The following is a 13,578-nucleotide window of genomic DNA, read 5'->3' as shown; positions in this document are numbered from 1 at the left end:
GGCTACCCGCCCAGGCGTGCGAACTTCCGTACCGCCAGCGGGAAGAACGCCGCCAGCAGGGCGAGCGGCCACAGGACGGCCGGCCAGGTGTGGCCCGGGGCGCTGCCGGGGCCGTGCAGCAGATGGCGTACGGCCGTCGCCGTCTGGGACAGCGGGTTCCACTGGACGGCCGTGCCCAGCCAGCCGGGCATGGAGCCGGGGGTGGCGATGGCGGTGGAGAGGAAGCCCGCCGGCCAGACGAGGATCTGCACCGCCTGGATCATCTCCGGCCGCCCGGCGACCAGGGCGAGGTGGATGCCGATCCACAGCATGGCGAAGCGGAGCAGGAGGAGCAGGCCGGCGGCGGCGAGCAGGGCCCCGGGGCCGCCGTGGGGCCGCCAGCCCAGCGCGCACGCCACCGCGCCCGTCAGCGTCAGCGCGGCCGCCGACTGGAGCATGTCGGCGGCCGAACGGCCCACCAGCACCGCGCCGTCCGCCATCGGCAGCGAACGGAACCGGTCGATGACGCCCCTGGTGAGGTCCTGCGTGACCGCGATCATCGTGCCCTCCAGGCCGAAGGCCATGGTGAGTACGGCCGTGCCGGGCACCAGGAAGTCAACGTAGTCGCCGTCCACGCCCCGGCCGCCACCGATCAGGTAGCCGAACATCAGCAGGAGCATGACCGGGAAGAGCAGCGCGACCAACGGCTGTGCGGGCTGCCGCGCCCAGTGGGCGAGTTCGCGCCGGGTCATGGTCCAGGAGTCGGTCAGGGCATACACCTTCATCACGCTCACGCGGCCGCCTTCGCTCGATCGGTGTCGTTCGTGAGGTGCAGGAAGACCTCGTCCAGGGTGGGCCGGCGCAGGGCGATGTCCTCGGCCTCGACTCCGGCGTCCTCAAGGGCCCGTACGACGGCCGAGAGCGCGGCCATGCGGTCGGTGACCGGCGCGCTGAGCAACCGGCGGTCCGCGTCCACCGAGACGCTCGTGAGGGGCAACAGGGTTACGGCGGCCCCCAGTTGCCCGGCGTCGCGCAGGACGACGTCGACGCGGTCGCCGCCGGTGAGGGTCTTCAGCGCGTCCGGGGTGCCGTCGGCGACGACCCGGCCGTGGTCCACGAAGGCGATGCGGTCGGCCAGTTGGTCGGCCTCCTCCAGGTACTGGGTGGTGAGCAGGACCGTCGTACCGGCGCCGGTCAGGGAGCGGACGGAGGACCAGACCTCGGCGCGGCCGCGCGGATCCAGGCCCGTGGTGGGCTCGTCGAGGAACAGCACCTCGGGGTCGGTGATCAGGGAGGCGGCGAGGTCGAGCCGGCGGCGCATGCCGCCGCTGTAGCCGGCGAGCGGGGTGCGGCCGGTGTCGGCGAGGCCGAAGCGCTCCAGGAGCTCGGCGGCACGCACGCGCGCGTGGCGGGCGCCGAGGTGGTGGAGGCGGGCGAACATCTCCAGGTTCTGCCGGCCGTCCAGCTGCTCGTCCAGGGCCGCGTACTGGCCCAGCAGACCGACACGGCGGCGCACCGCGCGGGCCTCGGTCACGACGTCGTGCCCGGCGACCCGGATCCGGCCGGCGTCCGGCCTGAGCAGGGTGGACAGGATCCGGACCAGTGTCGTCTTGCCCGCGCCGTTCGGGCCCAGCACGGCGTGCACGGTGCCGCGCGTGACGTGCAGGCCGAGGCCGTTCAGGGCGTGTTTCGTGCCGTAGGTCTTGCGTGCGTCCTCGACGGTGATCGCCGGGTCGGCCACTGCTCACTCCTTCGCTAGTCAAACTTGACTACGTGCCTCGAAGGTAACGCCGCGCAGAGCATTGGTCAAACTTGATTAGCTACCTCGATCGCTGGATCAGCGATCGTCCTCCGGGTGCCGCTCCCCCGTCGCGTACGGGTTCTCCTGGTCCCCGGCGAGGACACCGACGAACGGTTCGCCCTCGCCGGCGAAGGTGTAGGCGCCGTTCTCCAGGCGCTCGACGAGGCCGTGGGTCCACTCGGCCTCGGAGTCGGCCGTGTGGACCCACATGTTCATGATCTCGCCGATGTGACCGAGCTGTCCGGGCCCTTCCTCGGGCACGTAGTGCTCGGTGACCGAGGCCCGCCACGCCTCGATCCGGCGCGTGCGCTCCTTCAGCAGGGCCACCGCCTCGGCCCGGGGGAGGTCGACCATGAAGCCGATGGCCGCCGCCTTCACGTCGCCGCGCTGGTCGTAGGTGACCAGCGCGGCGCGCAGCAGGGCGAAGTACTCCTCGGTGCCCTTCTCCGTCATCTCGTACTCGGTGCGCGGCGGGCCGCCCGCCGTGGACGGCGCGATCTCGTGCGCGTGCAGCAGCCCCTGCTTGGCCATCTGCTTCAGGGCGTGGTAGATCGAGCCCGGCTTGGCGTTGGACCACTCGTGCGCGCCCCAGTACTCCAGGTCGTTGCGGACCTGATAGCCGTGGGCCCGCCCGTGCTGACGGACCGCGCCCAGCACGAGAAGACGGATCGCTGACATACGGTCCAGGGTATGGCCGTACCGCTATCCGGCCTGTTCCAGGGCCACCAGCTCGAACGCCGTCCTTCCGTCCAGGGACTCCCGGATGATGTCGGCGTGGCCCGCGTGCCGGGCGGTCTCGCGGATCAGGTGCAGACACACCCAGCGCAGCGAGACGCGGCCCTCCGGCGGGAACCAGGGGTCGGGCGGCAGCGGGAAGGTGTCGTCCAGGCTCGGCGCGGAGCGGATGAACTTCTCGGTCTCGGCGGCGACCTGTTCCCAGTACGCCAGCTGCCCCGCGACCGTCTCGTCGTCGGTCAGCCGGAAGCACTCGTGCCAGTTCGACTGGTCGCGATGGACGGCCGGCTGTTCCTGCTTCGCCCGCGCGATCCATGTCTGCTCGACCTCGGCGACATGCTTGAGCAGCCCGCCGAGCGACAGCTCACCGGCGGTGGGGCGGGTACGGGCCTGCTCCTCCGTCAGCCCGAGCAGCGCCCGGCGGATGCCGCCGCGTTGCTCCTCGATGAACGCGAGCAGCGCCCCGCGCTCGTCGCCCTGTGCCTCCGCCGGTACGTGCGTGACCATGGCCGGCCGCCTTTCGTCGTTGCCGGGGCTCTCTGCCCTGACACTGATGAAAGTACGGGCCATTGAGGTCAGATCCTGACCTCAATGGCCCGCCACTTTCACACACTTTCAAAAACGTCGGAAACGTCAGAACGGGAAGCCGCTGCGCCCGTGCTGGACCGAGATCCACTTGATGGTGGTGAAGGCCTCCAGCGTGGTCTCGCCGTTCAGGCGGCCGATGCCGGAATGCTTCTCGCCGCCGAACGGCACGAGCGGCTCGTCGTGGACCGTGCCGTCGTTCACGTGGAACATGCCGGTGTCGATCCGCTTGGCGAAGGCCACGCCCCGCTCGATGTCACCGGTGTGGACGGCGCCGCTGAGGCCGTACGGGGTGTCGTTGACGATGCGGACCGCCTCCTCCTCACCGTCGAACGGTATGAGGAAGACGACCGGGCCGAAGATCTCCTGCTGGAGCAGCGCGGACTCGGCGGGGACGTCGGTGAGCACGCTGGGCGCGACCAGGTTGCCCTCCGTGGCGCCCCGCACCAGGGCCGTGGCGCCCTCGGCGAGCGCCTGCTCGACGGTGCCGGAGAGGGCGTTCGCCTGCTGGGAGTTGATCACCGGGCCGATCACGGTCTGCGGGTCGCGCGGGTCGCCCACCTTCAGGGTCCTGACCTTGGCGACGAACTTCTCGGTGAACTCCTCGGCGACGGAGGCGTCCACGAGGACCCGGTTGGCGGCCATGCAGACCTGGCCCTGGTGCACGAACCGGCTGAAGACCGCCGCGTCCACCGCGTAGTCGAGGTCGGCGTCGTCGAGGACCACCAGGGCGCTGTTGCCGCCCAGTTCGAGCACCGAGCGCTTGAAGTGCTTGGCACACACGATCGCGACGTGCCGGCCGGTCTTGTCGGAGCCCGTGAAGGAGATGACCTTCGGGATCGGGTGCTCGATGAAGGCGTCGCCGATCTCGGCGATGTCGGTGACGACGACGTTGAGCAGGCCGCCGGGCAGCCCGGCCTCCTCGAAGATCTTCGCGATCAGGGTGCCGCCCGCGATCGGGGTGTTCTGGTGCGGCTTGAGCACCACGCCGTTGCCGAGCGCGAGGGCCGGGGCGACCGACTTGAGGGACAGCAGGAAGGGGAAGTTGAACGGGCTGATCACGCCGACGACGCCGACCGGCACCCGGTAGACGCGGTTCTCCTTGCCGTCGCCCGGGGAGGGCAGGATCTTGCCCTCGGGACGCAGCGCGAGGTGGATCGACTCGCGCAGGAACTCCTTGGCGAGGTGCAGCTCGAAACCGGCCTTCACGCGCGTGCCGCCCAGTTCCGCGATGATCAGGTCGGCTATCTCCTGCTCGCGGTCCTCTATCAGCCGCAGCGCCCGCTCGAAGACCGCGCGCCGGCTGTAGGGGTTGGTCTCGGCCCACTGCTTCTGGGCGCGGGCGGCGGCCCGGTAGGCCTGGTCCACCTCGTCGACCGTGGCCACCGTGATCGAGGCCAGCTTCTCGTCGTCGTACGGGTTGAAGTCGATGACGTCCCAGGAGCCGGTGCCCGGACGCCACTCGCCGTCGATGTACTGCTGGGCCAGGTCGCTGAAGTAGGACGACGCCATGTGATCCCTCAATCGCTAGCGAACACCAGATCTACGCCAGGTCTGATCACACGTCATCGTACTTGTGTTTCAAGTGAGTTGAGGGAAACCTCACAAGAACAAGGGGCCTCTCAGGGATAACCCCTGGGCACCCCTCAGGACAGCTGGAGCAGGCCCCTGAGCAGATCCCGGCTCTCGTCGGGGCCCGGGCTGTCCTGCTGGAGTTCCTTCAGCGCCTGCTCGTACTGGGCGACGTCCTCGCGCTTGTCGAGGTAGAGGGCGCTGGTCAGCTGCTCCAGGTAGACCACGTCGGACAGGTCGGCGTCGGGGAAGCTGAGGATGGTGAAGGCGCCGCTCTCACCGGAGTGCCCGCCGAAGCTGAACGGCATGACCTGCAGCCGTACGTTGGGCCGCTCGGAGATCTCGATGAGGTGCTGGAGCTGGCCGCGCATCACCTCGCGGTCGCCGTACGGGCGGCGCAGGGCGGCCTCGTCGAGGACGATGTGGAACTCCGGGCCGTCGTTCGCGAGCAGATGCCGCTGCCGCTCCAGGCGCAGGGCGACCCGGCGCTGGACGTCGTCCGGGCTCGCGCCCTTCATACCGCGCCGGACCACCGCGCGCGCGTACTCCTCTGTCTGCAGCAGGCCGTGGACGAACTGCACCTCGTAGACGCGGATCAGCGAGGCGGCGCCCTCCAGGCCGACATAGGTGGGGAACCAGCTGGGCAGGACGTCGGTGTAACTGTGCCACCAGCCCGCCACGTTGGCCTCGCGCGCGAGGGAGAGCAGCGACTGGCGCTCCGCCTCGTCGGTGATGCCGTACAGCGTCAGCAGGTCTTCGACGTCCCTGACCTTGAAGCTCACCCGGCCCAGCTCCATCCGGCTGATCTTCGACTCGGAGGCGCGGATGGAATACCCCGCCGCCTCGCGCGTGATCCCCCGTGCTTCACGCAGCCGCCTGAGTTGCGAGCCGAGCAGCATCCGCCGCACCACCGATCCGGGCTCTCCCGCGCTCACGTTCGCCAGCCTCCCCAACCGTCTTCAGGGCCCGCAGTCTGCCACTAAAACACTCCGAGCAGTACTCGTCCGGTTACGGAAACGGAAAGAGCTCGGCCGTTTCTGCCTGGTCCATGCCGGGAAGAGGTCAGGACCACTGGCGACAGCGGCGTGAAGTTGGCAGAAAAAATGGCCAAGAAGCGGTACGGGCGGTGCCATTTCGGTCGCGTGCACGTGCATCTGCCCTTGCATCTGCTCTGCGCATCCGAAACCATGGTGCCGCGCCACCGCTGCATCGCAACGACCGCGAATTCCCGGGAGTGCCTCGCATGGGAACGAATGGATCGACCATGCTCAAGCCGTTACGGCAGGGCCTTCCGCCGCTGGATCCCGCGGCCGTGTCGGATGCCGCCTCGTGCGCCCTGCCCGCCCGCTACGAAGCGGTGCGCGAAGCGCGGCGCTTCACCCGCGCCACCCTCGGCCAGTGGGACGTCGGCGACCGCTTCGACGACATATGTCTGGTCGTCTCCGAACTCGTCACCAACGCCCTGCGCCATGCGGTGCCGGCCGACACGGGGTGCGCCGAGCATCAGCCCTCCGTACGGCTGCACCTGATGCGCTGGACCGAGCGACTGGTGTGCGCGGTGCGCGACCCGAGCCACGAGACCCCGGCACCGCGTGAGTCGGACGACTTCTCGGCCGAGTCCGGGCGCGGGCTGTTCCTGGTCGACTCCTTCGCCGACAGCTGGGGCTGGCACCCGCTCGCGGGCACGCTCGACGGCAAGGTCGTCTGGGCGCTGTTCCGGCTCCAGTCGGCCGGCTGACGCGGAACGGCACTCACGGGCGCCGTGGTTCTACGCGCGTACACCCCGACATCGTTGCCAAAAACGGATGCAGGGGTGTACCGCGAGGCGTCAGCTCGCGATCAGATGGTCGAACTCGCCGTCCTTGACGCCGAGGAGCATCGCCTCGATCTCCGCGCGCGTGTAGACGAGCGCGGGCCCGTCCGGGAAGCGCGAGTTGCGTACGGCGACGTCGCCGCCCGGCAACCGGGCGAACTCCACGCAGGAGCCCTGTGAGTTGCTGTGCCTGCTCTTCTGCCAGGCCACTTTGCCGTCCAGCTGCGCGGCAGCCATGCCGTTGTACACGTCGTACCCCCCGTACACGCCGTCAACGTCGCGGTCCACAGGTCGCTCCCCGGTGGTGCACTGGCTGGTGTGGCCATAGATGCTGTAGTCAACTGACCCGGATCATAACCCTGTTCACGTGCAGATGCATGAGCAAATGCACGTGCACGCGCGGTGTTCTAACGGTTACTGCTTTGACGTTCGCTTTACCCGGCGGGGAGACGCCTGCGTCAGCCGAGCTGTTCCAGCGTCTGCCCCAGAGCAGGCAGGACATGCCCCCGCCAACCCCCGTCCATGATCTTCCGCGCCATCAGCTGAGCAGGGTCGTCCGGATCGAATCCCTCGTGCACAAGGAACAGACGCGTTCCGCGCCCTTCCTGTTCCAGGGTCCAGGTGATCGTCCAGTCGGCGGGACTGGCGGGATCGGCATCCACCCAGCGGACGGACAGCGTCCGCCCGACGTCGTATGCCAGCACCTGTACCTCGACGACCCCGGAGAAGCGGGCGTTGGGACGCGGGACGGAGGTCATCCGGTACCGATGCCCGACCTCCAGCCGGAAGCCCTCGGCCCCGGGCATCTGCCACTGGACGAGCAGCTCTGGGTCGGTCAGGGCGCGCCAGACCTTGGCGGGCGGATGCGGAAAGAACTGGTCGACGCGGATGGTGGTGAGATCGTCGTCGGGTACGTGGCTCATGGCTGGTCATCGTCGGGCATGCGGTCGAGCAGATCACCGAGGCCCCGCAACCGCTCGCGCCAGAACCGCTCGTACGGATGGAGCCAGTCCTGCACGTCGGCGAGCGGGGCGGCCTCGAGGCGGTAGATGCGCTGCCGTCCGGAGCGCTGCTCGGAGACGAGGCCGGCCTCCCGGAGCACCTTGAGGTGTTCAGAGAGGCTCGGGCGGCGCATGTCGAAGTGGTCGGCGAGGGCCTGGACCGGCTGAGGCCCTCGCTCCCGCAGCAGCCGCAGCACCTCACGGCGGGTGGCGTTGGCGAGCGCGGCGAAGACGCGGTCCTCGGCGGCCGTACCGGTCCCGTTCATCGAGTGGTCAGAAGCCTTCCTTCTCCGTCAGCAGCATCAGACCGTTGCCGTCGGGGTCCGTGAAGGAGGCCATGCGGCCCCAGGGCAGCTCGTCCGGGCCCTGCACGGGGATCCCGGCCGCGGTGAGCCGCGCGCAGTCCGCGTCGACGTCGGTCGTGACCAACATGATCCCCCGTGCGGAGCCGGGCCGGAAATCCCCCATGCCGGGTCCGGAGAGCGTGAAGACGGTCTGGGCCCCCTCGGGGGCGACCTGGAGCCAGCGGCCCTGGGGCAGGTCCCGGTCGAAGGTGACCGTCAGGCCCAGGACATCCCGGTAGAAGCGCAGAGCGCGGTCCTGATCGGAGACGGGAAGCGTGACGAATGAGGCGTGCGTGATGGTCATGACGGAAGAATAGGTAGGCAATCTCCTACGCATCAACCGTAGGAGATTGCCTACCTATGCGTGGTCACCTGCTCGAGTACGGCAGCAGTGCCATCTCCCGCGCGTTCTTGACCGCCCGCGCCAGTAGCCGCTGCTGCTGGGCCGTGACCCGGGTGACGCGACGGCTGCGGATCTTGCCGCGGTCGGAGACGAACTTCCTCAGCAGGTCGGTGTCCTTGTAGTCGATGTACGTGACGCCGGCCTGGTCCAGGGGGTTCGGGCGGGTGCGGGCGGGCTTGCGGTCGGGCTTGCGGGACATCAGATCTCCAGCAGGGTGTCGAAGGCGGGCGGGAGCTTCTTCCAGGCGTCGCGCCCGGCGGCGTACTCGGCGTCGGTGAGCAGGCAGGACTCCAGCAGGTGGGCGAGTCCGTCGCGGTCGAGGCCGGGCGAGGTGAAGACCAGGTGGGTGCAGCGGTCGCCGTGCTCCGGGTGCCAGTCCAGTGCGGCAGCCGCCCGGCGCACCGGCGGCATCAGTTCCCAGGCGGCGTCCGGCAGCGCCGCCAGCCACGGCCCCGCGCTCTCCACACACAGCGCGCCGCCGGCCGCGTCCCAGTGGAGCAGCACGTCGGGCTTGTCGGCGAGCCAGAACCGGCCCCGGCTGCGGGCCGCGGCACAGGTCAGATCCTCCAGCGCCACGTACAGCCGCTCCGGGTGGAAGGGCCGGCGACGGTGCCAGACCAGGGTGGACACGCCGTGGTCGTCGGCCTCGGTGGGGAGCAGGGCGCAGGCGGGGTGCTGGGCGGCCGCGGCGGCCTCTACGTCGAAACCGGCCAGGGCGGCTTGGGCCAGGGAGGTGGTGGGGGTGAGGGCGGGCGCGGGCGATTCCGGTGGTTCCGGTGCCTCCGGGGCCGCGGGTGCGCTCGGCGCACGTGCAGTCGCCGGTTCCTGTGCGGGTGCGGCGCTGGGCGGTGTGGGTGCGGGGTCGGGCGGTACGGGTGCCGCATCGGGTGGTACGGGCGTGCCGTCGGCAGACGTGGGTGTCGCGCCGGGCGGCGCGGGTGCGTGGTCGGGCGGCGCGGGTGCGGCGTCGGGCGGCGCCTGTGCGTGGTCGGCCGGTGTGGGCGCGGCGCCGGGCCATGTGGGCGCGGCACCGGGCGGTACGGGTGCCGCGTCGGCCGGTACAGGTGCCGCGTCGGCCGGTACGGGCGTGGCGCCCGCCGGTGTGGGCGTGGCGCCGGTCTGCGTGGGTCTGGCGCCCGCCAGGTCGCCGTGGCCGATCGGGACCTGGCGGGCCGTCGGGTGGAGCTGGGCCAGCAGGGCGCGGTCCTCGTCGTCGGCCTCCGGGGAGTCGGCGACGGCGAGGACGGGGGCGTACTCCAGCTGGCGGGCGAAGGTGTCGGCGACCGTGCGCTGGTCGGTGGCGGCCGCGGCGAGGCCGGCTTCGGCGAGGTCGTCGCCGTTGCCGAGGTACGGCAGCACCAGCGCCGGATCGACCGCGGTGATCACGGATGTGACCGTCAGCCCGCCGGCGATGACCACTTCGGCCATCGCCTTGGGCTCGACGGAGTCCCACAGCTCGACGATCGCGAGCCGGGTCGTGCCGTCCTCGGCGAGCCGGCGCAGCTCCGGCACCAGATCCTCGCGCAGCGCACAGCACGCGCAGTCGTTGACCAGGGGCGTCTCGCCCGCGGACAGGACGCCGCCGCGGTCGCGGACCATGCGGACGACCGTGCCGGCGGCGGCCGTCGCCAGGTCGTGGTGGAGTACGACACTGCCGGGCACGTCGGTGAGCAACCGCTCGACGGCCGCCTTGCGCGCGTCGGCGTGCAGCCCGCCGACGACGGCCACCGCCAGGCTCACGCGCCGCCCCGCTTCCCGTACCGGCGCTCGAAGCGCTCCACGCGCCCGGCGGTGTCCAGCACCCGTGCGGTGCCGGTGTAGAAGGGGTGGCTGGCGTTCGAGATCTCGACGTCGACCACCGGGTAGGTGTGGCCGTCCTCCCACTCGATCGTCTTCTCGCTCGTCATGGTCGACCGGGTGAGGAAGGCGTAGTCGGCGGCCCGGTCGCGGAACACGACGGGCCCGTAGTCCGGGTGGATTCCCTTGCGCATGGCGGTGGTTCAGCGCTCCTCTCGGAAGTCGACGTGCCGGCCGGCGGCCGGGTCGTACTTGCGCAGCGTCATACGGTCCGGGTCGTTACGGCGGTTCTTGCGGGTCACGTAGGTGTAGCCGGTCCCGGCGGTGGACCGGAGCTTGATGACCGGGCGGAGTTCGTTGCGTGCCATGCTGGTATCTTACTGAAAATGAATTCCATTAGCACTAGCGCTTGAGGAGAGTTACGTCACCGTGTCCGCGCACTGCATGCTCACCGGGGCCCGCCCGGGCTTCGGCAACCGCGTCTCCCACTCCCACCGGCGCACCTCACGCCGCTTCGACCCCAACATCCAGACCAGGCGCTACTGGCTGCCCGGCGAGGGGCGGTACGTCCGGCTACGGCTGAGCGCGAAGGGGATCAGGACCGTGGACGCGATCGGGATCGAGGCGGCCGTGGCCCGGATCCGCACCCGGGGGGTGCGGGTCTGATGGCGAAGAAGAGCAAGATCACGAAGAACGAGCGGCGCAAGGAGACCGTCGCCCGGTACGCGGCCCGGCGTGCCGAACTGAAGGAGATCGTCCGGCGGCCGTCCTCCTCGGACGCCGAACGGCTCGCCGCACAGCGCGAGCTGCGGCGGCAGCCGCGGGACGCGAGCGCCACACGCGTGCGCAACCGCGATCAGGTGGACGGCCGCCCGCGCGGCTACCTGCGTGCCTTCGGCCTCTCCCGGGTAAATCTGCGCGAGCAGGCTCACAACGGATTCCTGCCCGGCGTCCGGAAATCCTCCTGGTGACTGCTGGTAGCTTGCTGCGGGCCGTCCGCACGGGGCGGTCGGCCGCCACAGCCTGAGCTTGGGAGCTTTCCGGTGACTTCTGCGACTGCAAGGGTTGCGTCCGCGAGGGTGCGAACAGCCGCCGTGGCCGCGGGGCTGGTGGGCGCGCTCGCCGCGCTGACCGCGTGCAGCGGGGGCGGCAGCGACAAGGCCGCCGCCAAGACCACGCCGAGCGCGACCGCGACCCCCACCTCGTCCTCCGGTTCCAGAGCCGCGACCGGCGCCGTCGCCAAGCTCCAGGGCAGCTGGCTCACCACGAGCGGCGGCAAGATCGTGGCCCTGGTGATCAGCGGGAAGAAGGCCGGGCTCTTCGTGACCGGCCAGAAGATGTGGTGCCAGGGCAAGGCCGGCGAGGAGGCGGGGATGCAGATGATCCATCTGACCTGCCCCGACGGCAGCAAGGAGCGCGTCACCGGCATGGTCGACTCGGTCGACGCCACGTCCCTGAAGGTGACCTGGTCGGGCAAGACCGGCCAGGAGACCTACACCAAGGCGGACGGCGGCAAGCTGCCGACCGCGCCGCCGACCCACCTGAAGAAGAAGTGACGTCAAAGGGACCGGCCACCTGAAGCGGTGATTCCGGCAGGGGTGGGCGAACGGAGCCGCGGGACAGGCGCCATGATGCAGGGGCACCGTCACGACCTCGATGGGACCTGCTCATGCGCGCCATTCCGCTCACCGTCACCGCCCTCGCCGCCGCCCTGCTGCTGACCGCTTGCAACGGCGGCGGGAGCAAGACCAGCAGCAGCGGCGGCACCGGCAAGAACAGCTCGGCCTGCGCGATCGGCGGGGTCTCCGTGCAGATCGGGTCGGCGAGCGTGGCCCCGGGCGCCGGTGACACGGGCGAGATCCCCGTCAGCCTCACCAACCAGAGCGCTCCCTGCACCCTGGACGACTTCGCCGGCGTGGTCCTCGGCGTCGGCGGCACCGAGGCCAAGGTGCCCGTGCTCAAGGACGCCAAGGCCCAGAAGCTGAAGCTCAACAAGGGCGACTCGGCGACCTTCACCATCACCTACGTACGCGGCAAGGCGGGCGACAAGGCCGGCCTCGACGCCAAGACCGTGAAGATCACCCTGCCCGGCACCACCGCCTCCCGTAGCTTCCCGTGGTCGTACGGCCCCGTCGCACACGAGGGCAGCGGCCCGAACGCCTCGGTGAGCGCCTTCCAGCAGGTCGGCGACTGACGTTCACCACCGGGGTGTACGGGGCGCAGGCGGTTCACGGGGTTCACTCGAGCCGGGGGCGGGATCTGACCTGCGCCCGGTCCGCCGCCCGCGCGCCCTCCGTCCACCCCGCCGCGTCGCTCACCCCGCGCAGCCGGGTCGTGGTGGTCTCGGGGAACATGCGCTCCATGCGATCGGTGACGGCTATCTCCCGGGTGGCCAGGACCGGCAGCAGATCCTGGCTGACCTGGGTCTCGGCGGCGGCCGCGAGCCGGTCGCCCACCCGGTGGGCGTAGGCGGCCAGGAACGACTGCCGGAAGGTCTTGGTCCGCTTCCGTCCGCCCGCTCTCTGCGCGGCCTCCGCCTTGGTCATCGCGTGCGTGGCCTGCACCAGCAGCGAGGTGTAGAGCAGCTCGACCGCCTCCAGGTCCGCCTCGAAGCCGACGACCGTGGAGAAGCCCAGCGGTTCGTTCCACACCGCGCGGCAGTGGTTCGCGCCCGCCACCGCGTCCAGCAGGACCGCCTTGGCCTGTTCGTACGGCGGCTCGACCCCGATCCGGCAGGCCCCGGGCGCGTCCGGGGCGGGTGCCTCGGCGGCGAGCAGCGCCTCGTCGACGCTGTGCCGGGCCATCAGCTCCTGGGCCTTGGCGCTGAGCGCCTCCGCCTCCTCCGGATACCCGGTCGCCTCGGCCTTGGCGAGCAGGGCTCGGATCCGCGCGAGCATCCGGGAGGCAGCCGGGCCGGCCGCGCGACGGGGCTCCTCCTCCAGAGGCTCCAGGGCGGGCAGGCGCAGCAGCAGGCGGTACAGCTCCAGCGCGGCCGTGGCCCGCGCGAAGCGGTCGGTCTCGCGCGCGGGTTCCTCGGGCAGCTCCGCCAGCTGGGCGGTCCAGCGGCGCCCGCGCGGGCGGTCCCGCCCGGCCTGCGCCCGGATCAGCGCGGCGGCCAGGTGCACGTGCGCGTCGTCCAGCTCGCGCCGTACCAGCCGTACGACGTCGGCGGGCTGCCAGCCGCGCTGCCAGGCGGTCGCGACGAACTCCTCGCCGCGCCGCGTGAGTTCGGCGTCCGCGGCGGGGTCGGAGGCGAGCAGGGAGGCGCCCGTGTCGAGGCCGGTGTCGGTGTCGTCGTACAGCGCGGCCCGGAAGGCGCGCTCGACGGTGCTGGCAGTGCTGGTCACGCCATCGATCGTGCCATGCGCCACCGACAGCACGCCGACCCCCGTCCACAGCCTGTGGATAACCATTCGCGAGCGAGCCGCCCGCACACGCCGGGGGGCCGGCTGGCCGGCTGGCAACGGTAGTGGCCGGGGGTGTCCGGGGCCGGAAGGAGAGCTCCGGAGTGATCACCTCTGGCGTGCGCCGCCCGGAGCCGCCCACGA

At 70.9% G+C, this 13,578-nt stretch carries 20 protein-coding genes; 5 read left to right on the top strand and 15 right to left on the bottom strand.

The annotated features are described in order from the left end of the window. Window positions 1-2 precede the first annotated feature (2 nt). The 6 genes from ACH47Z_RS19785 to ACH47Z_RS19760 form a co-directional block, all read right to left on the bottom strand. Complete coding sequence (locus ACH47Z_RS19785; protein ID WP_399075385.1) at window positions 3-764, bottom strand: ABC transporter permease; 762 nt, start codon at window positions 762-764, stop codon at window positions 3-5. A gap of 5 nt (window positions 765-769) precedes the next feature. Next, a complete protein-coding gene (locus tag ACH47Z_RS19780) occupies window positions 770-1,720 on the bottom strand; it encodes an ATP-binding cassette domain-containing protein (protein ID WP_399075235.1) in 951 nt (316 codons plus the stop codon). A 96-nt stretch (window positions 1,721-1,816) separates the two neighbouring features. Then, entirely contained in the window at window positions 1,817-2,458 is a 642-nt protein-coding gene (locus tag ACH47Z_RS19775) for a PadR family transcriptional regulator (RefSeq protein ID WP_399075233.1), read from the bottom strand. 24 nt (window positions 2,459-2,482) lie between these two features. Further along, window positions 2,483-3,022 (bottom strand): DinB family protein, encoded by a 540-nt coding sequence (locus ACH47Z_RS19770; RefSeq protein ID WP_399075231.1) that lies wholly within the window; start codon window positions 3,020-3,022, stop codon window positions 2,483-2,485. A gap of 126 nt (window positions 3,023-3,148) precedes the next feature. Further along, window positions 3,149-4,612, bottom strand: coding sequence for an aldehyde dehydrogenase family protein (locus ACH47Z_RS19765; RefSeq protein WP_399075229.1), 1,464 nt, complete (start codon window positions 4,610-4,612; stop codon window positions 3,149-3,151). 134 nt (window positions 4,613-4,746) lie between these two features. After that, window positions 4,747-5,571: a helix-turn-helix domain-containing protein gene (locus ACH47Z_RS19760; protein WP_399075383.1), complete on the bottom strand. Its 825-nt coding sequence runs from the start codon at window positions 5,569-5,571 to the stop codon at window positions 4,747-4,749. Between the two features lie 344 nt (window positions 5,572-5,915). Here ACH47Z_RS19760 and ACH47Z_RS19755 point away from each other — a divergent pair, with 344 nt between their 5' ends. Next, on the top strand, window positions 5,916-6,410 hold the full coding sequence (locus tag ACH47Z_RS19755; RefSeq protein WP_399075227.1) for an ATP-binding protein: 495 nt from the start codon (window positions 5,916-5,918) through the stop codon (window positions 6,408-6,410). 90 nt (window positions 6,411-6,500) lie between these two features. Here ACH47Z_RS19755 and ACH47Z_RS19750 read toward each other — a convergent pair whose 3' ends face one another. From ACH47Z_RS19750 to rpmG, 8 genes are all read right to left on the bottom strand, one after another. After that, window positions 6,501-6,773 (bottom strand): DUF397 domain-containing protein, encoded by a 273-nt coding sequence (locus ACH47Z_RS19750; protein WP_399075225.1) that lies wholly within the window; start codon window positions 6,771-6,773, stop codon window positions 6,501-6,503. Window positions 6,774-6,943: 170 nt separating this feature from the next. Next, window positions 6,944-7,408, bottom strand: coding sequence for an SRPBCC domain-containing protein (locus tag ACH47Z_RS19745; RefSeq protein WP_399075223.1), 465 nt, complete (start codon window positions 7,406-7,408; stop codon window positions 6,944-6,946). Next, complete coding sequence (locus ACH47Z_RS19740; protein ID WP_399075222.1) at window positions 7,405-7,752, bottom strand: ArsR/SmtB family transcription factor; 348 nt, start codon at window positions 7,750-7,752, stop codon at window positions 7,405-7,407. Before ACH47Z_RS19740 ends, ACH47Z_RS19745 begins: the two co-directional genes overlap by 4 nt. A gap of 7 nt (window positions 7,753-7,759) precedes the next feature. After that, window positions 7,760-8,134, bottom strand: coding sequence for a VOC family protein (locus tag ACH47Z_RS19735; protein ID WP_399075220.1), 375 nt, complete (start codon window positions 8,132-8,134; stop codon window positions 7,760-7,762). Window positions 8,135-8,198: 64 nt separating this feature from the next. Next, window positions 8,199-8,432: a 30S ribosomal protein S18 gene (rpsR, locus tag ACH47Z_RS19730; RefSeq protein WP_399075218.1), complete on the bottom strand. Its 234-nt coding sequence runs from the start codon at window positions 8,430-8,432 to the stop codon at window positions 8,199-8,201. Beyond that, entirely contained in the window at window positions 8,432-9,973 is a 1,542-nt protein-coding gene (locus tag ACH47Z_RS19725; protein ID WP_399075216.1) for a GTP-binding protein, read from the bottom strand. Before ACH47Z_RS19725 ends, rpsR begins: the two co-directional genes overlap by 1 nt. Further along, window positions 9,970-10,224, bottom strand: coding sequence for a type B 50S ribosomal protein L31 (locus tag ACH47Z_RS19720; protein ID WP_399075214.1), 255 nt, complete (start codon window positions 10,222-10,224; stop codon window positions 9,970-9,972). Before ACH47Z_RS19720 ends, ACH47Z_RS19725 begins: the two co-directional genes overlap by 4 nt. Window positions 10,225-10,233: 9 nt before the next feature. After that, window positions 10,234-10,398, bottom strand: coding sequence for a 50S ribosomal protein L33 (gene rpmG, locus ACH47Z_RS19715; protein WP_030651373.1), 165 nt, complete (start codon window positions 10,396-10,398; stop codon window positions 10,234-10,236). A gap of 61 nt (window positions 10,399-10,459) precedes the next feature. Between rpmG and rpmB the strand changes: the two genes are divergently transcribed. The 4 genes from rpmB (at window position 10,460) to ACH47Z_RS19695 (ending at window position 12,224) form a co-directional block, all read left to right on the top strand. Further along, entirely contained in the window at window positions 10,460-10,696 is a 237-nt protein-coding gene (rpmB, locus tag ACH47Z_RS19710; RefSeq protein ID WP_399075212.1) for a 50S ribosomal protein L28, read from the top strand. After that, window positions 10,696-11,001, top strand: coding sequence for a 30S ribosomal protein S14 (gene rpsN / locus ACH47Z_RS19705; RefSeq protein WP_399075210.1), 306 nt, complete (start codon window positions 10,696-10,698; stop codon window positions 10,999-11,001). The genes rpmB and rpsN overlap by 1 nt, the downstream gene beginning before the upstream one ends. 108 nt (window positions 11,002-11,109) lie before the next feature. Continuing rightward, window positions 11,110-11,586 (top strand): hypothetical protein, encoded by a 477-nt coding sequence (locus ACH47Z_RS19700; protein ID WP_399075208.1) that lies wholly within the window; start codon window positions 11,110-11,112, stop codon window positions 11,584-11,586. A 113-nt stretch (window positions 11,587-11,699) separates the two neighbouring features. Beyond that, window positions 11,700-12,224, top strand: a complete 525-nt coding sequence (locus ACH47Z_RS19695) for a DUF4232 domain-containing protein (RefSeq protein ID WP_399075206.1) — start codon at window positions 11,700-11,702, stop codon at window positions 12,222-12,224. Window positions 12,225-12,267: 43 nt separating this feature from the next. On the opposite strand, the gene ACH47Z_RS19690 is transcribed toward ACH47Z_RS19695, so the two are convergent. Beyond that, entirely contained in the window at window positions 12,268-13,410 is a 1,143-nt protein-coding gene (locus ACH47Z_RS19690; protein WP_399075204.1) for a DUF2786 domain-containing protein, read from the bottom strand. Between the last annotated feature and the right edge of the window lie 168 nt (window positions 13,411-13,578).

The sequence above is a fragment of the Streptomyces sp. NPDC020192 genome (assembly GCF_044388685.1).
In the GTDB taxonomy this organism is placed as follows: Bacteria; Actinomycetota; Actinomycetes; order Streptomycetales; family Streptomycetaceae; genus Streptomyces.
This window is presented reverse-complemented; position numbering and strand designations above follow the sequence as displayed.

What these genes read in the sequence shown, in the direction of transcription:
- ACH47Z_RS19785 (WP_399075385.1), bottom strand. Translation starts at nt 764, where the DNA reads ATGAAGGTGTATGCCCTGACCGACTCCTGGACCATGACCCGGCGCGAA.
- ACH47Z_RS19775 (WP_399075233.1), bottom strand. Translation starts at nt 2,458, where the DNA reads ATGTCAGCGATCCGTCTTCTCGTGCTGGGCGCGGTCCGTCAGCACGGG.
- ACH47Z_RS19770 (WP_399075231.1), bottom strand. Translation starts at nt 3,022, where the DNA reads ATGGTCACGCACGTACCGGCGGAGGCACAGGGCGACGAGCGCGGGGCG.
- ACH47Z_RS19765 (WP_399075229.1), bottom strand. Translation starts at nt 4,612, where the DNA reads ATGGCGTCGTCCTACTTCAGCGACCTGGCCCAGCAGTACATCGACGGC.
- ACH47Z_RS19760 (WP_399075383.1), bottom strand. Translation starts at nt 5,571, where the DNA reads ATGCTGCTCGGCTCGCAACTCAGGCGGCTGCGTGAAGCACGGGGGATC.
- ACH47Z_RS19755 (WP_399075227.1), top strand. Translation starts at nt 5,916, where the DNA reads ATGGGAACGAATGGATCGACCATGCTCAAGCCGTTACGGCAGGGCCTT.
- ACH47Z_RS19745 (WP_399075223.1), bottom strand. Translation starts at nt 7,408, where the DNA reads ATGAGCCACGTACCCGACGACGATCTCACCACCATCCGCGTCGACCAG.
- ACH47Z_RS19740 (WP_399075222.1), bottom strand. Translation starts at nt 7,752, where the DNA reads ATGAACGGGACCGGTACGGCCGCCGAGGACCGCGTCTTCGCCGCGCTC.
- ACH47Z_RS19735 (WP_399075220.1), bottom strand. Translation starts at nt 8,134, where the DNA reads ATGACCATCACGCACGCCTCATTCGTCACGCTTCCCGTCTCCGATCAG.
- rpsR (WP_399075218.1), bottom strand. Translation starts at nt 8,432, where the DNA reads ATGTCCCGCAAGCCCGACCGCAAGCCCGCCCGCACCCGCCCGAACCCC.
- ACH47Z_RS19720 (WP_399075214.1), bottom strand. Translation starts at nt 10,224, where the DNA reads ATGCGCAAGGGAATCCACCCGGACTACGGGCCCGTCGTGTTCCGCGAC.
- rpmG (WP_030651373.1), bottom strand. Translation starts at nt 10,398, where the DNA reads ATGGCACGCAACGAACTCCGCCCGGTCATCAAGCTCCGGTCCACCGCC.
- rpsN (WP_399075210.1), top strand. Translation starts at nt 10,696, where the DNA reads ATGGCGAAGAAGAGCAAGATCACGAAGAACGAGCGGCGCAAGGAGACC.
- ACH47Z_RS19695 (WP_399075206.1), top strand. Translation starts at nt 11,700, where the DNA reads ATGCGCGCCATTCCGCTCACCGTCACCGCCCTCGCCGCCGCCCTGCTG.